Here is an 18,729-nt window from a genome sequence, read left to right as displayed (position 1 = left end):
ACGGAGGAGCAATAAGCGCATGGCCTTGGCAATTTTCGACCTGGACGACACCTTGATCGCCGGCGATAGCGCCGCGTTATGGAACGCGCAGATGGGGCGGCTGGGCTGGGTCGACAGCACGGCATTCCTACGCCGCAACGAAGAACTGATGGCGGCCTACGCCCTGGGCAAGCTGGCGATGGAAGACTTCATGGCCTTTGCCCTGGAGCCTATGATTGGGCGCAGCCTCGAGGAGGTGGAGCACCTGGTCCAGCCGTGGGTAGAAGAGGTGATCGAACCGCTGATCCACAGCGACGCGACCCGGGTCATTGCCGCCCACCGCAGCCTGGGCGACCGTATTCTGGTGATTTCGGCCACCGCACGCTTTATCGTCGCGCCGATTGCCGCGCGCGTCGGCATCGACGACGTATTGGCCATTGAAACCGAAGTGGCCCATGGCGCCTATAGCGGCCGTACCCTTGGCACGCTCACCTACCGCGAAGGCAAGGTCACGCGGCTGGTACAGTGGCTGGCGCAAGAAGGCGAAAGCCTGGAGGGGGCAAGCTTTTATTCCGACTCACGCAACGACTTGCCCCTGCTGGAAACCGTCGACCGGCCCAACGCGGTCAACCCCGACCCGGTACTACGGGCCCACGCCGAGCAGGCCGGGTGGCCAATCCATCACTGGCGCTGATGGTTACGGGCGAAGGTCGCCGTGCCCATGGCCTGGATCTGCCCGTCGATCAACGCCTCGAATGGCCGCAGCAGGGCCTGGAAGCTGGCTGGCGCTTCGAGCGTTTCGAGGGCCTGCACGATCGCTTCGATCGTGGCCAGCGCATCGGGGCCCGGGGCCTTGCGCAAGCGGTAGTTCGACGGCCCCGGCTCGCTCAAGGCCACCCGTGGCAGCGCGGCCAGCGTCGGGTTCAGGTGCAACAGCTTGCGCGCTTTGCGCCAGGTGCCATCGGGCACGATCAGCAACCGTGGCGGGCCGCCCGCCCGCAACGGCTCGGCCCCGTCGCCCGGAAACAACACGCAAGGCGTATAACCGCGTTGTTCCCATAGGCCAGGGGCAAACTGCTCGCCCACCTTCAAGGCTGCGTTAGCAAGGCCCAAGGCCGCCAGGCGCCCGGTGTTGAGTGCATGGTGGGTTTCGCTGGGGTGCTGCAGCACCAACACGCGGGTGCGGCTGGCCAGGCTCGGCAGCAACGCGCACAGGCAATGCCCGGGTGGGCGCTGGCAGCGGCTGCAACGCGGGCGGGCGCCAGGCGTCAACGGCGCCACCCGGTGTGGTGGCCCAGGCGGGGGCCGCACACGTTTGGCGGTATCTTTCGCCGCCCGGCGCGGTTGCCGCGCCAGGGCTCAGGCAAACGGCTGAAGCACCCCACTAGATAATCGGCGCCACGGGCGGTTCATCGTTCTTCGGCCAGGCGTCAAGCACCGCCTTGACCAAGGTGGCCAACGGGATCGCAAAAAAGATCCCCCAAAAGCCCCAGAGGCCGCCGAACAACAACACCGCACAAATGATGGCCACCGGATGCAAGTTCACCGCCTCAGAGAACAACAGCGGTACCAGCACGTTGCCATCGAGCGCCTGGATGATGCCGTACACCACCATCAGGTAGATGAACTGGTCACCCCAGCCCCACTGAAACAGCGCGATCGCCGCCACCGGCACGGTCACCACCACCGCGCCCACGTAAGGCACCACCACCGACACACCCACGAGCAAGGCCAGCAGCGCTGCATAATTCAGGCCCATGGCGAAGAACGCGATATAGGTGGCCGCGCCACAGATGAAAATCTCGATCACCTTGCCGCGAATGTAATTGGCGATCTGCCGGTTCATCTCGTGCGCCACCCGGGTGAGCAGCGTGCGTTGGCGGGGCAGGTAGCCGCGAATCCAGCGGCCGATCATTTCGCGGTCCTTGAGGAAAAAGAACACCAGGATCGGTACCAGCACGAAGTAGATCATCGCGCTCACCAACAGCGGCAGGCTGGAGAGCGACAACGTCAGCGCCCACTGGCCAAATTTGCCGATTTCGCCGCGCGCGGCCTCGATCGCCGCCAGTACCTGTTCGTCGCTGACCAGGTGCGGGTAACGCTCCGGCAACAGCAACAACAATGACTGGCCCTTGCCAAGCATGCCCGGCAACTCGTTGAACAGGGTGATGAACTGGTGCCACAGCAACGGCACCAACACCAGCACGAACAACACCATCAGCACCATGAACAGGCTGAACACCAGCGCCACCGCCAATGCCGATGGCACGCGCCAACGCTCCAGCCGGGCCACCAGCCCGTGCATCAGAAACGACAGCACCATGCCGGCGAGTACCGGGGCGAGCATGCCGCCCACGGTGAGGATCGCGGTAAAGGCCAGTACCAGCAGCATCACCAGCACGACGGCTTCTTCATCGGAGAAATAACGCTGGGTCCAGTCTTGCAGCAGTTTGAACATCACAGGTTCCGTGTCGGGCACAGGGCGGGCCGTTGCGTCAGGCCTTCCTTAGCCAATAAATAAAGCTCGCGCCTTCGGCGTGTTCCTTGAGCAGTACATGCCCAGACAACTGCGCAAAAGTACGAAAATCCCGTTGCGACCCCGCATCCGTGGCGGTCACCTTGAGTACCGCACCGCTGGCCATACCATTGAGGGCCAACTTGGCCTTGAGCAAAGGGAGTGGACAATTCAGACCGCTGGCATCCAGCTCCGCGTCACATTCAATTACATCATTCATCAGAAACCAGAAGCCCTCGCGGTGATGGGGTCAGGATAAAGGCCAGGCCGCACGCTACAAGCCTCGAACGACAACAAACAACAGTGTGCGCAACCATGCGGGCCACCGCTGCTGTTTCTTGCTGCTTGAAGCTTACAGCTTGAAGCTTCTAAAGTGCTTCCTTTCTCGCCAGAGTTTGCTGCATGACCATCCTGCGCCCTACCCTGTTGACGCTGGCCTGCCTGCTGGCCCTACCTGCCCATGGCGACGATCTGCCTTCGTTGGGCGACGCCAGCTCCGCCATTGTTTCGCCGCAACAGGAGCATGACCTGGGCCGCGCTTGGTTGAGCGTGCTGCGCGGGCAGGTGGGGCAATTGTCTGACCCGTTGCTCAAGGATTTCGTCGAAACCTCTGTGTATCGCCTGGCCGAGAGTAGCGAAGTACAAGACCGCCGGCTGGAATTCATCCTGGTCGACAGCAAGGAACTCAACGCCTTCGCAGCGCCCGGCGGCATCATAGGGGTCAACGGGGGGCTGTTCTTGGGCGCTGAAACCGAAGGGCAATACGCCTCAGTGCTGGCCCACGAATTGGGGCACTTGTCGCAACGCCATTTCGCCCGGGGCCTGGAAGCACAGCAGCGCCTGCAACTGCCTATGATGGCCGGCTTGCTGGCCGGGGTGGTGATGGCTGCCGCCGGGGCCGGTGAAGCGGGCATGGCGGCCATTTTCGGTAGCCAGGCCGCGGCCATCCAGAACCAGTTGGGCTTCTCACGGCAAAACGAAGCGGAGGCCGACCGCGTCGGCATCTTGACCTTGGAAAAGGCCGGCTACGACCCGCGCAACATGCCCGACATGTTCGAGCGCTTGGCCAAACAATATCAATATGGCGGCAAACCACCGGAATTCCTGCTCACCCACCCCGTCACCGAGTCGCGGATCGCCGATACCCGCAACCGCGCCGAAATGGCCAAGCCCGGCGGCAGGGAAGACAGCCAGACGTACCAATACATGCGCGCCCGCACGCAGTTGATCTACGAAGATTCACCTGGCATGGCCGCCAAGCGCTTTCGCGCCCGCCTCGACGAGAACCCCAAGGACAACGGCGCCCGCTACGGCTTGGCCTTGGCACTGACCAAGGCCGGGCAGTTGAACGAGGCCCGCGATGCATTGGCGCCGCTACTGGCCGCCGCCCCCGATGACCTCACGCTGAACCTGGCCCAGGTAGACCTGGACATTACCCGCAATCACCTGCCCGACGCCCAAGCCCGGGTCGACAAATTGTTGCAGCAGTACCCCGACAGCTACCCGCTCAACCAAGCCCGAATCAACCTGCTGCTTAAGCAAAACCGCCCAGCCGATGCTGAAAAAGGCCTCAACCAACTGCTCGACAGCCGCCCACACGACCCAGATGTATGGAACCTGGTGGCCGACACCCGTGGAATGAACGGCAATATCATCGGCTCGTACCAGGCCCGCGCTGAATACCTGGCGCTAACCGGTGACTACCGCGGTGCCGAGCAACAGCTTGAATTCGCCAAGCGGCGTGCCAGTAACAACTTCCCGCTGGCCTCGCGCATCGACGCCCGGGAGAAAGAGCTGCGTGATCAAGAGAAGATCGCCAAGGATATGATGCAATAAGTCGCAGCCATGCAGCTCACTTCGCAGCCATCAGGCTGCCCGCTTCGGCCGGCAAATAGGGTTCGATAGATCTATTGCAAAATTGTGGTGCAAACTATCGAAAACCTTGGTTTATTGATTGGCTAGCAGTACCCCTACCTGGAGCCCCGATGAAAGCCCCGCGTGTCACCCTCGACCAATGGCGAATGCTGCAGGCGGTAGTCGACCATGGTGGTTTTGCCCAGGCCGCCGAGGCCATGCACCGCTCGCAATCGTCCGTGAGTTACACGGTGGGCCGCATGCAGGAGCAACTCGGTGTTCCGCTGCTGCGTATCGATGGGCGCCGCGCGGTGTTGACCGAGGCGGGCGCGGTGCTGCTGCGCCGCTCCCGGCAACTGGTGAAACAGGCCAGCCAGTTGGAAGACCTGGCCCAGCACATGGAGCAAGGCTGGGAAGCGGAGGTTCGCCTGGTGGTCGATGCTGCCTACCCCACTGCGCAGTTGGTGCAAACCCTGACCGCGTTCATGCCCAAAAGCCGTGGCTGCCGGGTGCGCCTGCGCGAAGAGGTGCTGTCTGGGGTAGAAGAAGTGCTCAAGGAGGGCACGGACCTCGCCATTTGCGGCTACAGCATCCCTGGCTACCTGGGCAGCGAGATGAGCGCGGTGGAGTTCATCGCCGTGGCCCACCCCAGCCACCCACTACACCAGCTCAAGCGCCAGCTGACCTTCCACGACCTGGAGAGCCAATTGCAGGTAGTGATCCGTGACTCCGGCCACCAGCAGCCGCGCGACGAAGGCTGGCTCGGTTCCGAACAACGCTGGACAGTCGGCAGCCTGGCCACCGCGGCCACCTTCGTCGGCAGCGGCTTGGGCTTTGCGTGGCTGCCCCGGCACATCATCGAGCGGGAGCTTGCCGCTGGCACCCTGAAGCCGCTGCCGCTGGAACAGGGCGCCACCCGCCACCCGGCGTTCTACCTTTACGCCAACCCCGATAAGCCCCTTGGGCCGGCGACCCAGATCCTCATCGACCTGTTGCGCCAATTCGATGCCAGCCCGCCGCCGACTACCGAGCCGGCGGCTTCCAGCACCTAGCGCATGCTCCCCCGCGGGGGCGAATGTACAGGAACGCATCCACCCTATCGGCTGTCCCACGCTTATCGTTAGCGGCCATCGATGCGAAACGCCAAGTGCCTTGGAAACCCCGATACAGCCATGGTGGCCAACATCCGGAAACACCCACACTACGTCCGCACTGCGTACGCACTGCGTACGCACTGGAACTGCTCGCCTATTCACGGCAGGCTATGCCCCTGGGCCGCCTAGGCGGGCCAACCACCCGCTGCTGCCGTTGTTGGCGGCGGTTGAATCCACTGTCAGGGATCCGTGAGTCCATGCTGAAAAACCTTTGTTTCGCTGCCACTACCGTGTTGCTATGCACTGCCGCGCTGGCTGATGACCAGCACCCGCACATTGAGTTATCCACCGATTTCGGGCAGATCACCCTGGAGCTCGACGGGCAAAAAGCCCCGATCAGCACCGCGAATTTTCTCGAATACGTGAAGGCAGGCTTTTACAACAACACCCAGTTTCATCGTGTGATACCGGGGTTTATGGTGCAGGGCGGCGGTTTTACTCGCGACATGGCCGAAAAACCCACCCAGGCGCCCATCAAGAACGAAGCGGATAATGGCCTGCACAATGTTCGTGGCACCCTGGCCATGGCCCGCACTCAAGACCCCAACTCGGCCACCGCGCAGTTTTTCATCAACGTCAAGGACAACGACTTCCTCGACCACGGCGGCCGCGACTTCGGCTACGCCGTATTCGGCAAGGTCACGCAGGGTATGGACGTGGTCGACCAAATCGTCAACGCCCCCACCAGCACCCGCAGCGGCATGCAGAACGTGCCGTCCAACCCGATCATGATCAACAGTGCCAAGCGCATCGACTGATTTGCCGCCCACTGCCTGAACAGGAGAGCCCGCCATGTTGTCGGAGCTACATCGCCGCTTTGAACATTGGATCGACGTGTTTCGCGAAGCGCCGACCGAGGCACCTCCGAACAAGGTGTGGTCGTTCTACCTCTACTACATTCGCCAGGTCTGGCCGGCCTTCGTCGCGTTATTGGTGGTGGGCCTGGTCGCAGCACTGATCGAAGTGGCGCTGTTCGGTTACCTGTCGACCCTCATCGACATGGCCAACGCCACCCCGCCCAAGGCGTTCTTTCGCGAACATTGGGGGGCGCTGGTGTGGATGGTCCTGGTGGCGCTGGTGCTACGGCCCATTTTCGTGGGCCTGCATGACCTGCTGGTGCACCAGACCATCACCCCCGGCATGACCAGCCTGATACGCTGGCAAAATCACAATTACGTACTGCGCCAGAGTATGACGTTCTTCCAGAACGATTTTGCCGGGCGCATCGCCCAGCGCATCATGCAAACCGGCAACTCGCTGCGCGACTCGGCGGTGCAGGCAATGGACGCGATCTGGCATGTAACGATCTATGCAATCAGTTCGCTGGTGCTGTTCGCCGAGGCCGACTGGCGCATGATGCTGCCACTGATCGTGTGGATTTTTGGCTTTACCCTATCGCTGCTGTACTTCGTGCCACGCGTCCAGGCGCGCTCGGTGGTGTCATCGGATGCGCGCTCCAAACTGATGGGGCGGATCGTCGACGGCTACAGCAACATCACAACCCTCAAACTGTTTACCCATACCAACCTGGAGCAGCAATACACCCGCGAAGCGATCAGCGAACAAACCGAGAAAACCCAGATCGCCAACCGTACCATCACCGAAATGGACGTGGTCATCACCACCCTCAACGGCCTGCTGATTGTGTGCACCACGGGCCTTGCGCTATGGCTGTGGACGCAATCGGTACTCAGCGTGGGGGTGATCGCCCTGGCCACTGGCTTGGTGATCCGTATCGTCAACATGTCGGGCTGGATCATGTGGGTGGTCAACGGTATCTTCGAAAACATCGGGATGGTCCAGGACGGCTTGCAGACTATCAGCCAACCGATTGCGGTAAGCGACAAACCGAACGCCCTACCGCTGAAGATCGAGCATGGCGGTATCCAGTTCGAAAACGTCGAGTTCCGCTATGGCAAGGCCCGGCCGATTATTTCCGGCATGGACCTGACCATCCGCCCAGGCGAAAAAATCGGCCTGCTCGGCCCTTCCGGCGCCGGCAAATCGACTTTAGTCAACTTGTTGCTGCGCCTGTACGACCTCGACGGTGGGCGTATCCTCATCGACGGCCAAGACATCGCTGGCGTACAACAAGAAAGCCTGCGCTCACAGATCGGCCTGATCACCCAAGACACTTCACTGCTGCACCGGTCGCTACGGGAAAACCTGATGTATGGCCGCCCCTACGCGACCGAAGAGGAATTGCTCGACGCCATCCACAAGGCCAGGGCCGATGAGTTCATACCATTGCTCTCCGACGCCCAAGGCCGTGTCGGGCTCGATTCGCACGTGGGTGAGCGAGGGGTCAAGCTCTCCGGCGGGCAACGCCAACGCATTGCCATCGCCCGCGTATTGCTCAAGAACGCGCCCATCCTGGTGATGGACGAAGCCACCTCGGCGCTCGACTCTGAAGTGGAAGCGGCCATCCAGGAAAGCCTGGAAACCTTGATGCAGGGCAAAACCGTGATTGCCATTGCTCATCGCCTATCGACCATCGCCGAAATGGACCGTTTGGTGGTCATGGAAAAAGGCCGCATCGTCGAGATCGGCAACCATGAAGAACTGATGACGCAAAAAGGCTTGTACGCCCGGCTGTGGAAGCACCAGACCGGTGGTTTCGTGGGCATGGGCTGAGGGAGTAGGCCGTGGATTTGGTCATCGCGCGCCGGGAGGGGTTGTACTGCCCGCCGGGGAACTTCTACATCGACCCTTGGCGGCCGGTACCACACGCCGTGATCACCCACGGCCATGGCGACCATGCGCGCACGGGCAACGGCCATTACCTGGCGGCCGCGCCCGGCGAGGGCATCTTGCGCACACGCCTGGGGCAAGACATCGACCTGCAAGTGCTGCCCTACGGCCAACGGTTGGTGCATAACGGCGTGACGGTGAGCTTCCATCCGGCCGGGCATGTATTGGGCTCGGCACAAGTGCGTTTGGAATACCAGGGCGAAGTCTGGGTCGCCTCGGGCGACTACAAGGTCGAAGCCGACGGCACCTGCGCTGCGTTCGAACCGGTGCGCTGCCACACGTTCATCACCGAATCCACCTTTGGCTTGCCGATTTACCGCTGGCAAGCGCAGCAACAGGTGTTCGAAGAGATCAACCAATGGTGGCGCGCCAACATCGAAGCCGGGCGTCCCAGCGTGCTGTTCGCCTACGCCTTCGGCAAGGCGCAACGGATTCTACACGGCATCGACGCTAGCCTCGGGCCGATCCTGGCCCACGGCGCGGTAGAGCCGCTGAACCGGGTATACCGCGCCGCCGGGGTCGAACTACCGCCCACGCTCTATGCCACCGAATTCAAGAAAACCGACCCTACCTTGCGCCAAGCGTTGATCATCGCCCCGCCCTCAGCCGCCGGCAGCACCTGGATGCGCCGTTTCGGCCAATACAGCGATGGCTTCGCCAGCGGCTGGATGCGCCTGCGTGGCACCCGCCGCCGGCGGGGTGTCGACCGTGGCTTCGTGCTTTCGGACCATGCCGATTGGCCGGGGTTGCTCTGGGCCATCGAGCAAACCGGTGCCGAACGGGTGATGGTCACCCATGGCTCGGTAGCCGTGCTCGCACGCTATTTGCGGGAGCAGCGCGGGCTGGACGCACGCGGCTTCGACGAAGCGGGAATGAGCGAATTCGAACGTGACGATGATTAGCCTTTGCCAGCGCGGCTGCTCGTTAGGCATGCTGTAACCCCATCAAACGCGGTGGGCGCCGGTGTAACGCATGCATCCACCTGCCCCGCCCCTGCCCGAGGCCTGTTATGACCACCGCGCCGCGCCCCCCACTGCCGCCCTTCGAAACCCTCGAGCAGGCCGAGCAAAAAGCCCGCCTGGCCGAAGATGCTTGGAACAGCCGCGACCCAGCCCGTGTTGCGCTGGCGTATACGCCCGACAGCCGCTGGCGAAACCGCGACCGGTTCATTCAGGGGCGCGACCAGATCGAAGCATTTCTCACCGAAAAATGGGCGACAGAGCTTGACTACCGGCTGATCAAGCAAGTGTGGGCCTACAACGGCAACCGTATCGCCGTGCGCTTCGCCTACGAATGGCATGATGCGACAGGCTGCTGGTGGCGCAGCTATGGCAACGAAAATTGGGCGTTCGATGAGCACGGGCTGATGTGCCAGCGCCATGCAAGCATCAACGACCTGGCCCTGGCGGGCCCCGAGCAACGGCTATTCCATTGGCCACAAGGCCGCCGCCCAGACGAGCACCCCTCGTTGTCGGATCTTGGGCTTTAATAAGGGTTTGCAAAATGGCTTGATAGGCCCGCGCACTCGCGTTGTGCTGCCTGGGCCGGTCCCCTGCGCCCCCTTCCAACACCCAACAGCAAAAGGATGCCCCCTATGCCACCGCGCTTGACTGCCAAAGACTTCTCCCCAGAACTGCTGGAGATCTATGACGGCTACGTGCATGGCAAGATCAACCGGCGCGAGTTCCTCGATCGCGCCGCTGCCTTCACCGTGCTAGGCCTCACCGGGCCGGCGCTGGTGGCGGCACTCGCGCCCAACTATGCGCTGGCCGAACAGGTGTCGTTCACCGACCCGGATATCATCGCCGACTACGTGCACTACCCCTCGCCGAAGGGCCACGGCCAGGTTCGCGGCTACCGCGTACGCCCGGCCAAGCCCACGGGTAAGGCGGGCGCGGTGGTGGTGGTGCATGAAAACCGCGGGCTGAACCCCTACATCGAAGACGTTGCCCGGCGCGTCGCCAAGGCCGGTTATATCGCCCTGGCGCCAGACGGGTTGAGTTCGCTGGGCGGCTATCCCGGCAACGATGACCAGGGCCGTGAATTGCAGGCCAAGATCGACCCGCAAAAATTGATGAACGACTTCTTCGCCGCCATCGAATGGCTAGGCCAGCACGAGGGCACCAACACCAAGGTAGGCATGGTCGGCTTTTGCTATGGCGGGGGCGTGACCAACGCTGCGGCAGTGGCCTACCCAGAACTGGCTGCAGCCGTGCCCTACTACGGGCGCCAGCCTTCCGCCGAAGAGGCCGCGCGGATCAAGGCGCCGCTGTTGCTGCACTATGCCGAGCTGGACAAACCCATCACCGACGGCTGGCCCGCCTATGAGAAAGCCTTGAAGGCCGGCGGCAAAACCTATGAGGCGTATATTTACCCTGGGGTGAACCATGGTTTTCACAACGATTCCACGCCTCGCTACGACAAGGCAGCGGCGGAGCTTTCCTGGCAGCGCACGTTAGGCTGGTTCGAGCGTTATTTGGCGTGACATTGGGCATTCAGCGTGGGGCGCCCTGCCGAGGCGCCTCATTTCACCCAAAACCAATAATGACCACTCAGGCGCTAATTAACTCACTCGCTTAATCAATGCTTGTTGATTACAAAGCAAAAATTTACACACGAGAGCAGATAACCTGCGCGCTAATAATTGACTCGCAGCTACCACCCGTCGCGCCAGCCGCTATTAAATAAGACGTTCCTGCGCTTGCGCCACTCAGTTACTAAGTAAGGCTGGGGCAGCCCCACCACAAACAACCACTTTTTCACCCCCGTTATTTATATAACGCATGTACGTTTGGTTGATTAAAAATATAGTGGCTTTAGTCACAGAGCCCCGCGCACCCTTGCACACTTTGTTTTATCACCGAGATTCTGAACAGCCTGGGAGAACACTCCATGTTCATGCACAATAAACGTTTGCAATACACCGTCCGCGTCAGCGAACCCAACCCGGGTCTGGCCAACCTTCTGCTGGAGCAATTCGGCGGGCCTCAAGGGGAGCTGGGCGCGGCCATGCGCTACTTTACCCAGGCCGTTACCGAAGTGGATGCCGGCCGCAAAGACTTGCTGTACGACATTGCCACTGAAGAGCTCAGCCACTTGGAGATCATTGGCTCCATTATCGTGATGCTCAATAAAGGCGCACGCGGGGCCCTGGCAGAGGGCGCTGAGGAAGAGGGTGAACTGTACCGTTCGCTCACCGGTGCCGGTAACGACTCGCACGTGACCAGTTTGCTGTACGGCGGCGGTGCGGCATTGACCAATTCCGCCGGTGTACCGTGGTCGGCCGCGTATATTGATACGATCGGCGAACCCACCGCCGATTTACGCTCGAACATCGCGGCCGAAGCCCGCGCCAAAATCGTTTATGAACGTTTGATTAACGTCACCGACGACCCGGGTATCAAGGAAGCGTTGGGTTTTTTAATGACACGGGAAATCGCCCACCAACTGTCCTTCGAAAAAGCCTTGCATTCTATCCAGCCCAACTTCCCGCAGGGGAAACTGCCCGGCGACCCAGACTTCACCCGTACTTACTTCAACCTGTCCAAAGGCGGGGAAGTTCGTGGCTCGTGGAACAAGGGAGAGGGTTGGGAGTACGTAGAAGACCCGCAACCGGCCGTGGACGGTGGCGATGGTTCGGCCAGCGTCACGGGGTTGTCTGACATCGAAGAAGCTGCCTGCGAAGCCATGAAGCTACGCACGACGTCGTCTCCAGATGCCGACCCTATTACCGGGGCGCACCTGGGGGCGGGTAAAGTCGAAAAAATCTAGCAGGGTGTTTCGCTGGAACCTGCAGCCTTTTTAGCCGTGCTTTTTAAGCGCGTCAGGTCGTATTACCCATCAGCGAAACCCGCAATAGCCAGGGGCCATTCTACAATGGCCCTTTTTTTTGCCTTACAGCACAGGGTTGGCTTGGGCGGCTACGGTACGCTGTGGCGGCGCGCCGGGCGCCCTGGTCACACGTGGGCAAACCTTGAAGGCTGCGAGCCGGCCCTGAGCGTGCGATGATGCCGCCCTTATCAGCCGGAGCGCGCCAATGCCCTTGATGTGGACCTGCAAGCACCACAGCGAACTGAGCAACAACGAGCTGTACGCTTTGTTGCAATTGCGCTGCGAAGTGTTCGTGGTAGAACAGCAATGCCCCTACCAAGACATCGACGGCCAAGACTTGGCAGGTGATACCCATCACCTGCTGGCCTTCGACAACCATCAGTTGCTGGCTTACCTGCGCCTGTTGGTGCCCGCCCAGGGTGAAGTAGCCATCGGCCGGGTGATCACCGCCCCGGCCGGGCGCGGCCAGGGGCTGGGCCACCAATTGATGCAGCGCGCCCTCGCCGAGGTCGCACAACGCTGGCCTGAACGCCCGTTGTACCTGGCCGCGCAAGCACATCTACAAGGCTATTACGGGCGCTATGGCTTCCACCCCGAAGGCGAGCCGTACCTGGAAGATGGTATCCCGCACATCGATATGCGGCGTCTTTCAAGCTGAGATAGCCCGCAGTAGCCTAGAAAAACAGGTCCATGGCCTGCGCCGACCGGGGTTGGGTAGACCTGACCGGTGAGCCGGCAAGCCAAGGTCATTATCTTCCTCGCCCTACTTGCCTGGCGCCTGCTCACCGCGCGGGCGGTAGAACACGAACCGGCTGCTTTGCGCCGTGCGTACCATGCTGGTGAAGGTCGCCGGCGTCACGCTGTGATCATGGAAGTACTGCGCACCGTGGGTGCGGTCGACCAATTGGCGGTTCAGGGCCTTGCGCGCGACGTCTTTGGCCAGGGTGTAGCGGTCGTTTTCTTCGGCTTGGTCCGCGCGGCCATCGCACCACCAAGAGAACTGGCAATTGTTGTGCTCCGAGCCTTGCTTGACCACGCCGCACACGGTGCCGGGGAAGCCCGCCTGGCCGAGGCGGTTCATCACCACGCTGGCGACGTCTTCCATGTCGCCTTGGCTGCCGCCTTTGGCTTCCCAATAGATCGAGCGCGCCAGGCACGTCAGGGCGTCATCCAGGGGCGCTTGGCCAGCCGGGTCGACGGCCTGGGCCTCGGCAGGGCTGATGGCTTGGCTTGCCGGCGGCGGCGAAGCCTTCGCGCCACTGGCGGCTTTTTCTTCCAGTACTTCGGCTTTGTGGGTGGCAGTGGCGGTGAGCGGGTCGGCCAGCGCCAGGCCACCGTGGCCGATTGAGACGCAATAGACAGCGATAACGAGTTGACGTAAGCGCATGGTCGAACCTGCTGCAGGGCCTATGTGATCGTAGCTTGCGCCCTGCCCGGCAGGGGGTCTTTGGGCGACCGCCAGGCACGGCTACTGAGGTGTGCTACCTGTGCGCTGCGCTATGGACCGCCGCGCACGCTCATCGTTGCGCGGCTATGCTATTGCGCGGGCGCTCTATGCACGAACCCATTGCGTGACCGAAGCGGTGCGCTCACCATAGGGTAATAGTGCAGAACAATCCAAAACGCCACAGGAGAGCTTCCCATGCAACCGATCCGCCTCGGGCTGGCCGGCTACGGCAAGATCGCCCAAGACCAGCACCTTCCCGCCGTGCGCGCCAACCCCGCCTTCGAACTGGTGGCCGTGGCCACACTTGGCGCGCCCTGCCCGGGGGTGGCCAATTTCGGTTCGCTCGGTGAGTTGCTGGCGCAGGGCCCACAGGTCGATGCCATTGCCTTTTGCACCCCGCCACAAAGCCGCTATGCGCTGGTACAGCAGGCGCTGGCGGCGGGGAAGCACGTGCTGCTGGAAAAACCGCCCTGCGCCAGCGTCGGGGAAGCCAAAGCGTTGGTGGAGGCTGCCGCGCAGCATGGTGTGAGCGGCCTGTTCGCCTGGCATTCACGGTTTGCCCCGGGCGTGGAAGTGGCCCGTGAATGGCTGGCCGGGATGACCCTGCAGCAGGTGCACATACAGTGGAAAGAACAGGTGCGTAAATATCACCCCGGCCAGGATTGGATTTGGCAGACCGGCGGGCTGGGGGTGTTCGACCCCGGCATCAATGCGTTGTCAATCGCCACCGCCCTGCTGCCAGCGCCGCTGTTGATGCAGCGCGCCGAGCTGGTGATGCCGGCCAACCGCCTGGCACCGATCGCCGCCCAATTAGAGATGCGCGCCGGCACCGTGCAGGTGGGTGCGGAATTCAACTTCGACCAACCCATTGATGATGAACTGTGGCGCATCGAGTTTCGCTGCACCGAAGGCACTTTGCGCCTGGACAAGGGCGGCGCCGAGGTCGCGGTCGATGGTGTACGCCAATGGCTGGCCGATGAGGGCGAATACACCCTGCTCTACCGGCACTTCGAGCGGTTGATCCAAAACCGGGCCAGTGACATGGACCTGCAGCCGCTGCAAGTGGTGGCCGATGCATTCCTCGCCGCCACCCGGCAGGTGGGGCCGGCGTTCGAGTGGTGAAACCCATGGTGCGGCGGCGGATGGCTCACTACACGGGCTGTACATCGGTGGCCAGGGGCCTGGCGGGTGACGCAACGCAAAGGTCGTCGTACCACGGCTCGGAATCGTAGGCGAGCGTTATGAGCGTCGCGCGGCTATACCATTTCGCCTCACCCGGCCACCCCGCGGCGGCTAGGCATGCCGCCGCGGTATTACCCATGAACAGCCCGTGGCGCTTGAAACACTCGCGTTGCGCTTCGAGCATAGTGCGGGTACTTACCCAAACACATTCATTAACGTGCTGCCAATCCACAAAGGGTGGCACAACACCCGCCGCAGATACTTCAAGGCGATGCTCTGCAAAAGTGCCGCTTTTGCTATCGCACCCTTTGGGTTCCACGAGCACGCCGATCACCTCAAAGCCTGCATCGGTCAAGCCCTGCACTATTCCCATAAAGCTTGCGCCCGTCCCGGCACACCCGATAAAAACCAGTTCCTTTCCTACGCCTATCGCTTTCAACTGAGAGGCCAGTTCTGGCGCTGTCTGGTAGCGGTGCGCGTATAAAGCCCCTTTATTGGAGAATTGATCCGTATAGAACTAATGCTTGCCCAACGTGCACTGCCGGGCAAGGTAGTGAGCAATAACTTGCTTGGGTGTGGCCCCATCGGCCAGCATAACCTTACCGATCAAACGTGCTCCGAAACACTCCAGAAGCTGCCTTTCAGCCTTGCTGAAGCCGAGCCGGCGCGGCGTTTTCGGTGGGTCAGGCCCATTCGCACCTCACGCGGATCAATTGCGCGCATTACACACCTGCCATTGCCCGGCATTTCGCTATTTGATGGCCGGGCGCCGCCCCCACGCCTATCTGGCGTAACAGCGCAGCGCTCCAGGGGAGTGCTAAAAAGGGCACAGAACTGCGCCCCGGCGATGGACTCTGAATAACACGGCACGGCACTGGAGCTTGACATGGACATTCCACGGGCGTTCATCCAGGACATCGAGGCATTGATGGCCTACCTCACTGAGCACAAGCTCTACCTCACTACGGCCGAGTCCTGCACTGCGGGGCGTATTACGGCGGCTTTAGGCGTGGTACCGGGCAGTGGCCAGGTGATCGAGAGCGGCCATGTGGTGTACTCGCCCCAGGCGAAGATCCGCTTGCTGGGGGTAAACGCGAGAACGATCGACACCTTTACCCTGACCAGCGAAGAGGTCGCCCGTGAAATGGCGACCGGCGCCTTGCGCAACAGCACCGCCAACGTAGCCGTCGCGACCACCGGGATCGCCGGCGACCAACCCATGGACGGGATACCCCCCGGTACAGTGTGTTTTGCCTGGGCCTTCGACATTCAAGGCAACTTGCATTTGTTTTCTCGCACGCAGCGGTTCTTCGGTGACCGCGAGGCGATCATCCATTACGCCTCCTGTTTCGCCCTAGGGCAGATTCAGCATTTTCATCGCCGTGCGCTGCACGGCGAAAGCGCTTAGGGCGCAAACTGATTTAAATTGACCCGCCACAGAATTGACGGGTTATTTTCACCGCGGTAGATTCGCCCCGCCTTTAACTACAGGAGCCTGAATTGGACGCCAGCCCCAGTCGATTGCGACAGGCCTAACCCGCGAGCCCAGTTCAGCAGCCCTGTTGCCACTGCCTCGCACCCCCGCGTGAACAGTGGCAACCACCGCCTTTTCCGACCCTATGTTTGCCCCTTTTCTCTGCCCCCGGCCTGCCCGGCCGGGCATGGCCTTTCGCAATCCCAATGAATACCTGTAGCGCCGGCCCCGGCAGGCGCATGCCTCGGTTGTGGAATAAAAAAATGATGGATTGGAAAGGGTTTGTGCTGCGTGTGTTCGCAGCTTTGGTACTCGGGGCCTTGATCGGTGCCGAACGGCAACGGCGCCAGCGCCTCACCGGCCTGCGCACCAACGCGCTGGTCAGTATTGGCGCTTGCTTGTTCGTGTTGATGATGCAGGCCGTTCCAGGCTTGGCCGGCGATGCGTCGCGGATCGCCGCCTATGTGGTGTCAGGCATCGGGTTTCTGGGGGGCGGTGTGATCATGCGCGATGGGTTCAACTTTCGCGGGCTTAATACCGCGGCCACGCTCTGCTGCACGGCAGCCGTTAGCGTGCTGTGCGGCATGGGGCTGTTGCTTGAGGCCGCCTTGGGCAGCTTGATGGTGCTGTGTGCGAACGTGCTGTTGCGCGACATAGCCCTGCGCTTGAATCGCCAGCAGGTGCTGCCGGCCAACGAAGAGGAACAGCGATTGTGCGGCGCGTGGTGTGCCGCGCCGACGAAGAAATCCAAGTGCGCAGCCTGATGCTGCACAACTTCGACAACGCCCACCTGCGCCTGCGCTCTGTGCACAGGCAGAAACAAGCGGGCGCCGCGCAGCTGCAAGTGACGGCCAAGCGGTTGGGCCTGGGCAGCGCAGCGGCGCAAGACAAGCGCTTGGTCAGCCGTATCAGCTCGGAAATGGCGTCAGCTCAGTGCGGCGGCAACGCTACGAATAACGCCTTTACGGGCTCCGCTCCCTAGTGAAAGCGCCCGGCGCGGCGCGGCAAAGCTGATCACATCCAGCCTAGCCACGCCCAATAGGTTGCCGCGAACAGCAGCAGCAACAAGTAACCGATCAGGCTGACCGCACCGCCCACCAAGGCGAACTGCTTAGGGTTAAAGGTATCGGTACCCAGGCACACCATGTTTTGTGGCGCGTTGATAGGCAGTATGAAGCCAAAACTGACGGCAAAGCCCAACAGCATGGCCATGCCCAACCGGCTGAAATCGCCGGGCAAGGTTTGCAACACCGCGACCAGGATGGGCAGCATCGCCGAGGTCAACGCCGTGGCACTGGCGAAACCCAGGTGAATCAGAATCAAGAAGCCGCTAAGCACCGCGAACACGCCTAACGTACCGATCCGGTCCAAGCCGGTGTGCTGCACGACCTGGACGCCCAGCCACTGCCCCGCCTGAGTGGTCAGCAGCGCGGTACCCAGGCTGATACCGACGCCGAACACGATCACCGTGCCCCAGGGGATGCTGGCTTGTACGTCTTTCCAGTTCATCACACCGAAACGCGGCAGCAACAACCAAACCAGCCCGGCATAGGTGGTCGAGGTGGTGTCGAAGGGGTGCAGTTTACCCTCGGTCGCCCAACCCAGCAGCAACAATACCGACACGGCGGCCAAGCGCTTTTGCGGCCCGGTCATCGGCCCCAGTTCGGCCAGGTTGCGCTTCACCGCGGCCATGCCGCCCGGTATGCTGTCGGTTTCCGGCGGGAGGATTTTCAACACCAGGGCGATCAATACTCCCGACATGATCAGCGCCCATGGCGCGCCGGCAATCAGCCAGTCCAGCCACGACACGCGCTGGCCGAGCATTTTATCCATAAAGCCGACCGTCAACAGGTTTTGCGCCGCGGCAGTTTGAATGCCGACATTCCAGATGCTGGTGCCCTGGGCAACGATGATCATGATCCCCGCCGCGATATTGGAACGCTTGGCCACACCGAAGGCGGCGATCACCCCTACCATGATCGGCACCACACAGGCGCTGCGCGCCGTGGCGCTGGGCACCACGAGGCTAAGCAGCACAATCACCAGCATGGCACCCAGCAAAATCCGCCGGGTACTGGCACCGACCTTCGACAGCGTGACCAGCGCGATGCGCCGGTCCAAGCCGGTATAGGTCATCGCCGCGGCCAGGAACAACGCCCCCACTACCAACGCCAGGGCCGGGTTGGAAAACCCGCTCAACGCCATGGAGATACCCGCCGAAGAGCCGTAGACCAGCGACGGGTCGTGCACGGTGGGCGCCGTGCCGATCAGTATCGCCATCAATGAAGTGATCATGATCGCGCTGGCTTCATACGACACCGCTTCGGTGACCCATACCGTTACCGCGAATACCAGGATCGCCAACATCCGATGCCCGGCTACCGGTAGGTCAGCCGGCAACGGTAAGAGAAGCACCGCCACCAGCGCCAGGCAGGCGGCGATCAAGCCCAGGGGGAACCGCACCGCGGCCGCCGGTGTGGCTTGGGATGTACGCTCACTCATCAATCACTTCGCTCGCTGATCATTCAACTGCACCGGCCGC

Annotated in this window: 17 protein-coding genes and 2 pseudogenes; 13 read left to right on the top strand and 6 right to left on the bottom strand. The window is 61.9% G+C overall.

What is annotated here, in order from left to right:
• Positions 1-19: 19 nt before the first annotated feature.
• Positions 20-673, top strand: coding sequence for an HAD family hydrolase (locus HAQ05_RS18245; protein WP_190423098.1), 654 nt, complete (start codon positions 20-22; stop codon positions 671-673).
• Here HAQ05_RS18245 and HAQ05_RS18240 read toward each other — a convergent pair.
• The 3 genes from HAQ05_RS18240 to HAQ05_RS18230 form a co-directional block, all read right to left on the bottom strand.
• Positions 661-1,251, bottom strand: coding sequence for a tRNA-uridine aminocarboxypropyltransferase (locus HAQ05_RS18240; RefSeq protein WP_190423097.1), 591 nt, complete (start codon positions 1,249-1,251; stop codon positions 661-663). The two genes, HAQ05_RS18245 and HAQ05_RS18240, sit on opposite strands and share 13 nt — an antisense overlap.
• 112 nt (positions 1,252-1,363) lie before the next feature.
• Positions 1,364-2,437, bottom strand: a complete 1,074-nt coding sequence (locus HAQ05_RS18235) for an AI-2E family transporter (protein WP_190423094.1) — start codon at positions 2,435-2,437, stop codon at positions 1,364-1,366.
• 37 nt (positions 2,438-2,474) lie between these two features.
• On the bottom strand, positions 2,475-2,714 hold the full coding sequence (locus tag HAQ05_RS18230; protein ID WP_190423092.1) for a sulfurtransferase TusA family protein: 240 nt from the start codon (positions 2,712-2,714) through the stop codon (positions 2,475-2,477).
• Between the two features lie 182 nt (positions 2,715-2,896).
• Here HAQ05_RS18230 and HAQ05_RS18225 point away from each other — a divergent pair, with 182 nt between their 5' ends.
• From HAQ05_RS18225 to HAQ05_RS18185, 9 genes are all read left to right on the top strand, one after another.
• Entirely contained in the window at positions 2,897-4,330 is a 1,434-nt protein-coding gene (locus tag HAQ05_RS18225; RefSeq protein ID WP_190423090.1) for a M48 family metalloprotease, read from the top strand.
• A 149-nt stretch (positions 4,331-4,479) separates the two neighbouring features.
• Positions 4,480-5,400 (top strand): LysR family transcriptional regulator, encoded by a 921-nt coding sequence (locus HAQ05_RS18220; RefSeq protein WP_190423088.1) that lies wholly within the window; start codon positions 4,480-4,482, stop codon positions 5,398-5,400.
• A 299-nt stretch (positions 5,401-5,699) separates the two neighbouring features.
• The gene (locus tag HAQ05_RS18215; RefSeq protein ID WP_190423086.1) at positions 5,700-6,260 is read left to right on the top strand and encodes a peptidylprolyl isomerase; all 561 of its coding nucleotides are present in this window, start codon (positions 5,700-5,702) and stop codon (positions 6,258-6,260) included.
• A 34-nt stretch (positions 6,261-6,294) separates the two neighbouring features.
• Entirely contained in the window at positions 6,295-8,136 is a 1,842-nt protein-coding gene (locus HAQ05_RS18210) for an ABC transporter ATP-binding protein (protein ID WP_190423084.1), read from the top strand.
• A gap of 11 nt (positions 8,137-8,147) precedes the next feature.
• Positions 8,148-9,155 carry a ligase-associated DNA damage response exonuclease gene (locus HAQ05_RS18205; RefSeq protein ID WP_190423082.1) on the top strand — a complete coding sequence of 336 codons (1,008 nt, stop codon included), beginning with the start codon at positions 8,148-8,150 and terminating at the stop codon, positions 9,153-9,155.
• Between the two features lie 107 nt (positions 9,156-9,262).
• Positions 9,263-9,742: a nuclear transport factor 2 family protein gene (locus HAQ05_RS18200; protein WP_190423080.1), complete on the top strand. Its 480-nt coding sequence runs from the start codon at positions 9,263-9,265 to the stop codon at positions 9,740-9,742.
• 105 nt (positions 9,743-9,847) lie between these two features.
• Positions 9,848-10,738, top strand: coding sequence for a YghX family hydrolase (yghX, locus tag HAQ05_RS18195; protein WP_190423078.1), 891 nt, complete (start codon positions 9,848-9,850; stop codon positions 10,736-10,738).
• A gap of 407 nt (positions 10,739-11,145) precedes the next feature.
• Positions 11,146-12,024: a manganese catalase family protein gene (locus tag HAQ05_RS18190; protein ID WP_190423076.1), complete on the top strand. Its 879-nt coding sequence runs from the start codon at positions 11,146-11,148 to the stop codon at positions 12,022-12,024.
• A 265-nt stretch (positions 12,025-12,289) separates the two neighbouring features.
• Positions 12,290-12,742, top strand: coding sequence for a GNAT family N-acetyltransferase (locus HAQ05_RS18185; protein WP_190423074.1), 453 nt, complete (start codon positions 12,290-12,292; stop codon positions 12,740-12,742).
• A gap of 105 nt (positions 12,743-12,847) precedes the next feature.
• Here the strand turns inward: HAQ05_RS18185 and HAQ05_RS18180 are convergent, their stop codons facing one another.
• Positions 12,848-13,471, bottom strand: a complete 624-nt coding sequence (locus HAQ05_RS18180; protein ID WP_190423072.1) for a cell wall hydrolase — start codon at positions 13,469-13,471, stop codon at positions 12,848-12,850.
• A gap of 255 nt (positions 13,472-13,726) precedes the next feature.
• Between HAQ05_RS18180 and HAQ05_RS18175 the strand changes: the two genes are divergently transcribed.
• Positions 13,727-14,653 carry a Gfo/Idh/MocA family protein gene (locus tag HAQ05_RS18175; RefSeq protein WP_190423070.1) on the top strand — a complete coding sequence of 309 codons (927 nt, stop codon included), beginning with the start codon at positions 13,727-13,729 and terminating at the stop codon, positions 14,651-14,653.
• A gap of 28 nt (positions 14,654-14,681) precedes the next feature.
• On the opposite strand, the pseudogene HAQ05_RS29515 reads toward HAQ05_RS18175, so the two are convergent.
• A pseudogene (locus HAQ05_RS29515) lies at positions 14,682-15,170 on the bottom strand (pyridoxal-phosphate dependent enzyme); the annotation flags it as partial.
• Positions 15,171-15,599: 429 nt separating this feature from the next.
• Between HAQ05_RS29515 and HAQ05_RS18165 the strand changes: the two are divergent.
• Both HAQ05_RS18165 and HAQ05_RS18160 read left to right on the top strand, forming a co-directional pair.
• The gene (locus HAQ05_RS18165; RefSeq protein ID WP_190423068.1) at positions 15,600-16,121 is read left to right on the top strand and encodes a CinA family protein; all 522 of its coding nucleotides are present in this window, start codon (positions 15,600-15,602) and stop codon (positions 16,119-16,121) included.
• Between the two features lie 332 nt (positions 16,122-16,453).
• A pseudogene (locus HAQ05_RS18160) lies at positions 16,454-17,144 on the top strand (MgtC/SapB family protein).
• Positions 17,145-17,201: 57 nt separating this feature from the next.
• Here the strand turns inward: HAQ05_RS18160 and HAQ05_RS18155 are convergent.
• Positions 17,202-18,689: a DASS family sodium-coupled anion symporter gene (locus HAQ05_RS18155; RefSeq protein ID WP_190423065.1), complete on the bottom strand. Its 1,488-nt coding sequence runs from the start codon at positions 18,687-18,689 to the stop codon at positions 17,202-17,204.
• Positions 18,690-18,729: the final 40 nt, after the last annotated feature.

This window comes from Pseudomonas typographi, assembly GCF_014694385.1.
GTDB lineage: Bacteria > Pseudomonadota > Gammaproteobacteria > Pseudomonadales > Pseudomonadaceae > Aquipseudomonas > Aquipseudomonas typographi.
Note: the sequence above shows the minus strand (reverse complement) of the source record. Positions and strands in the feature narration are given on the sequence as shown.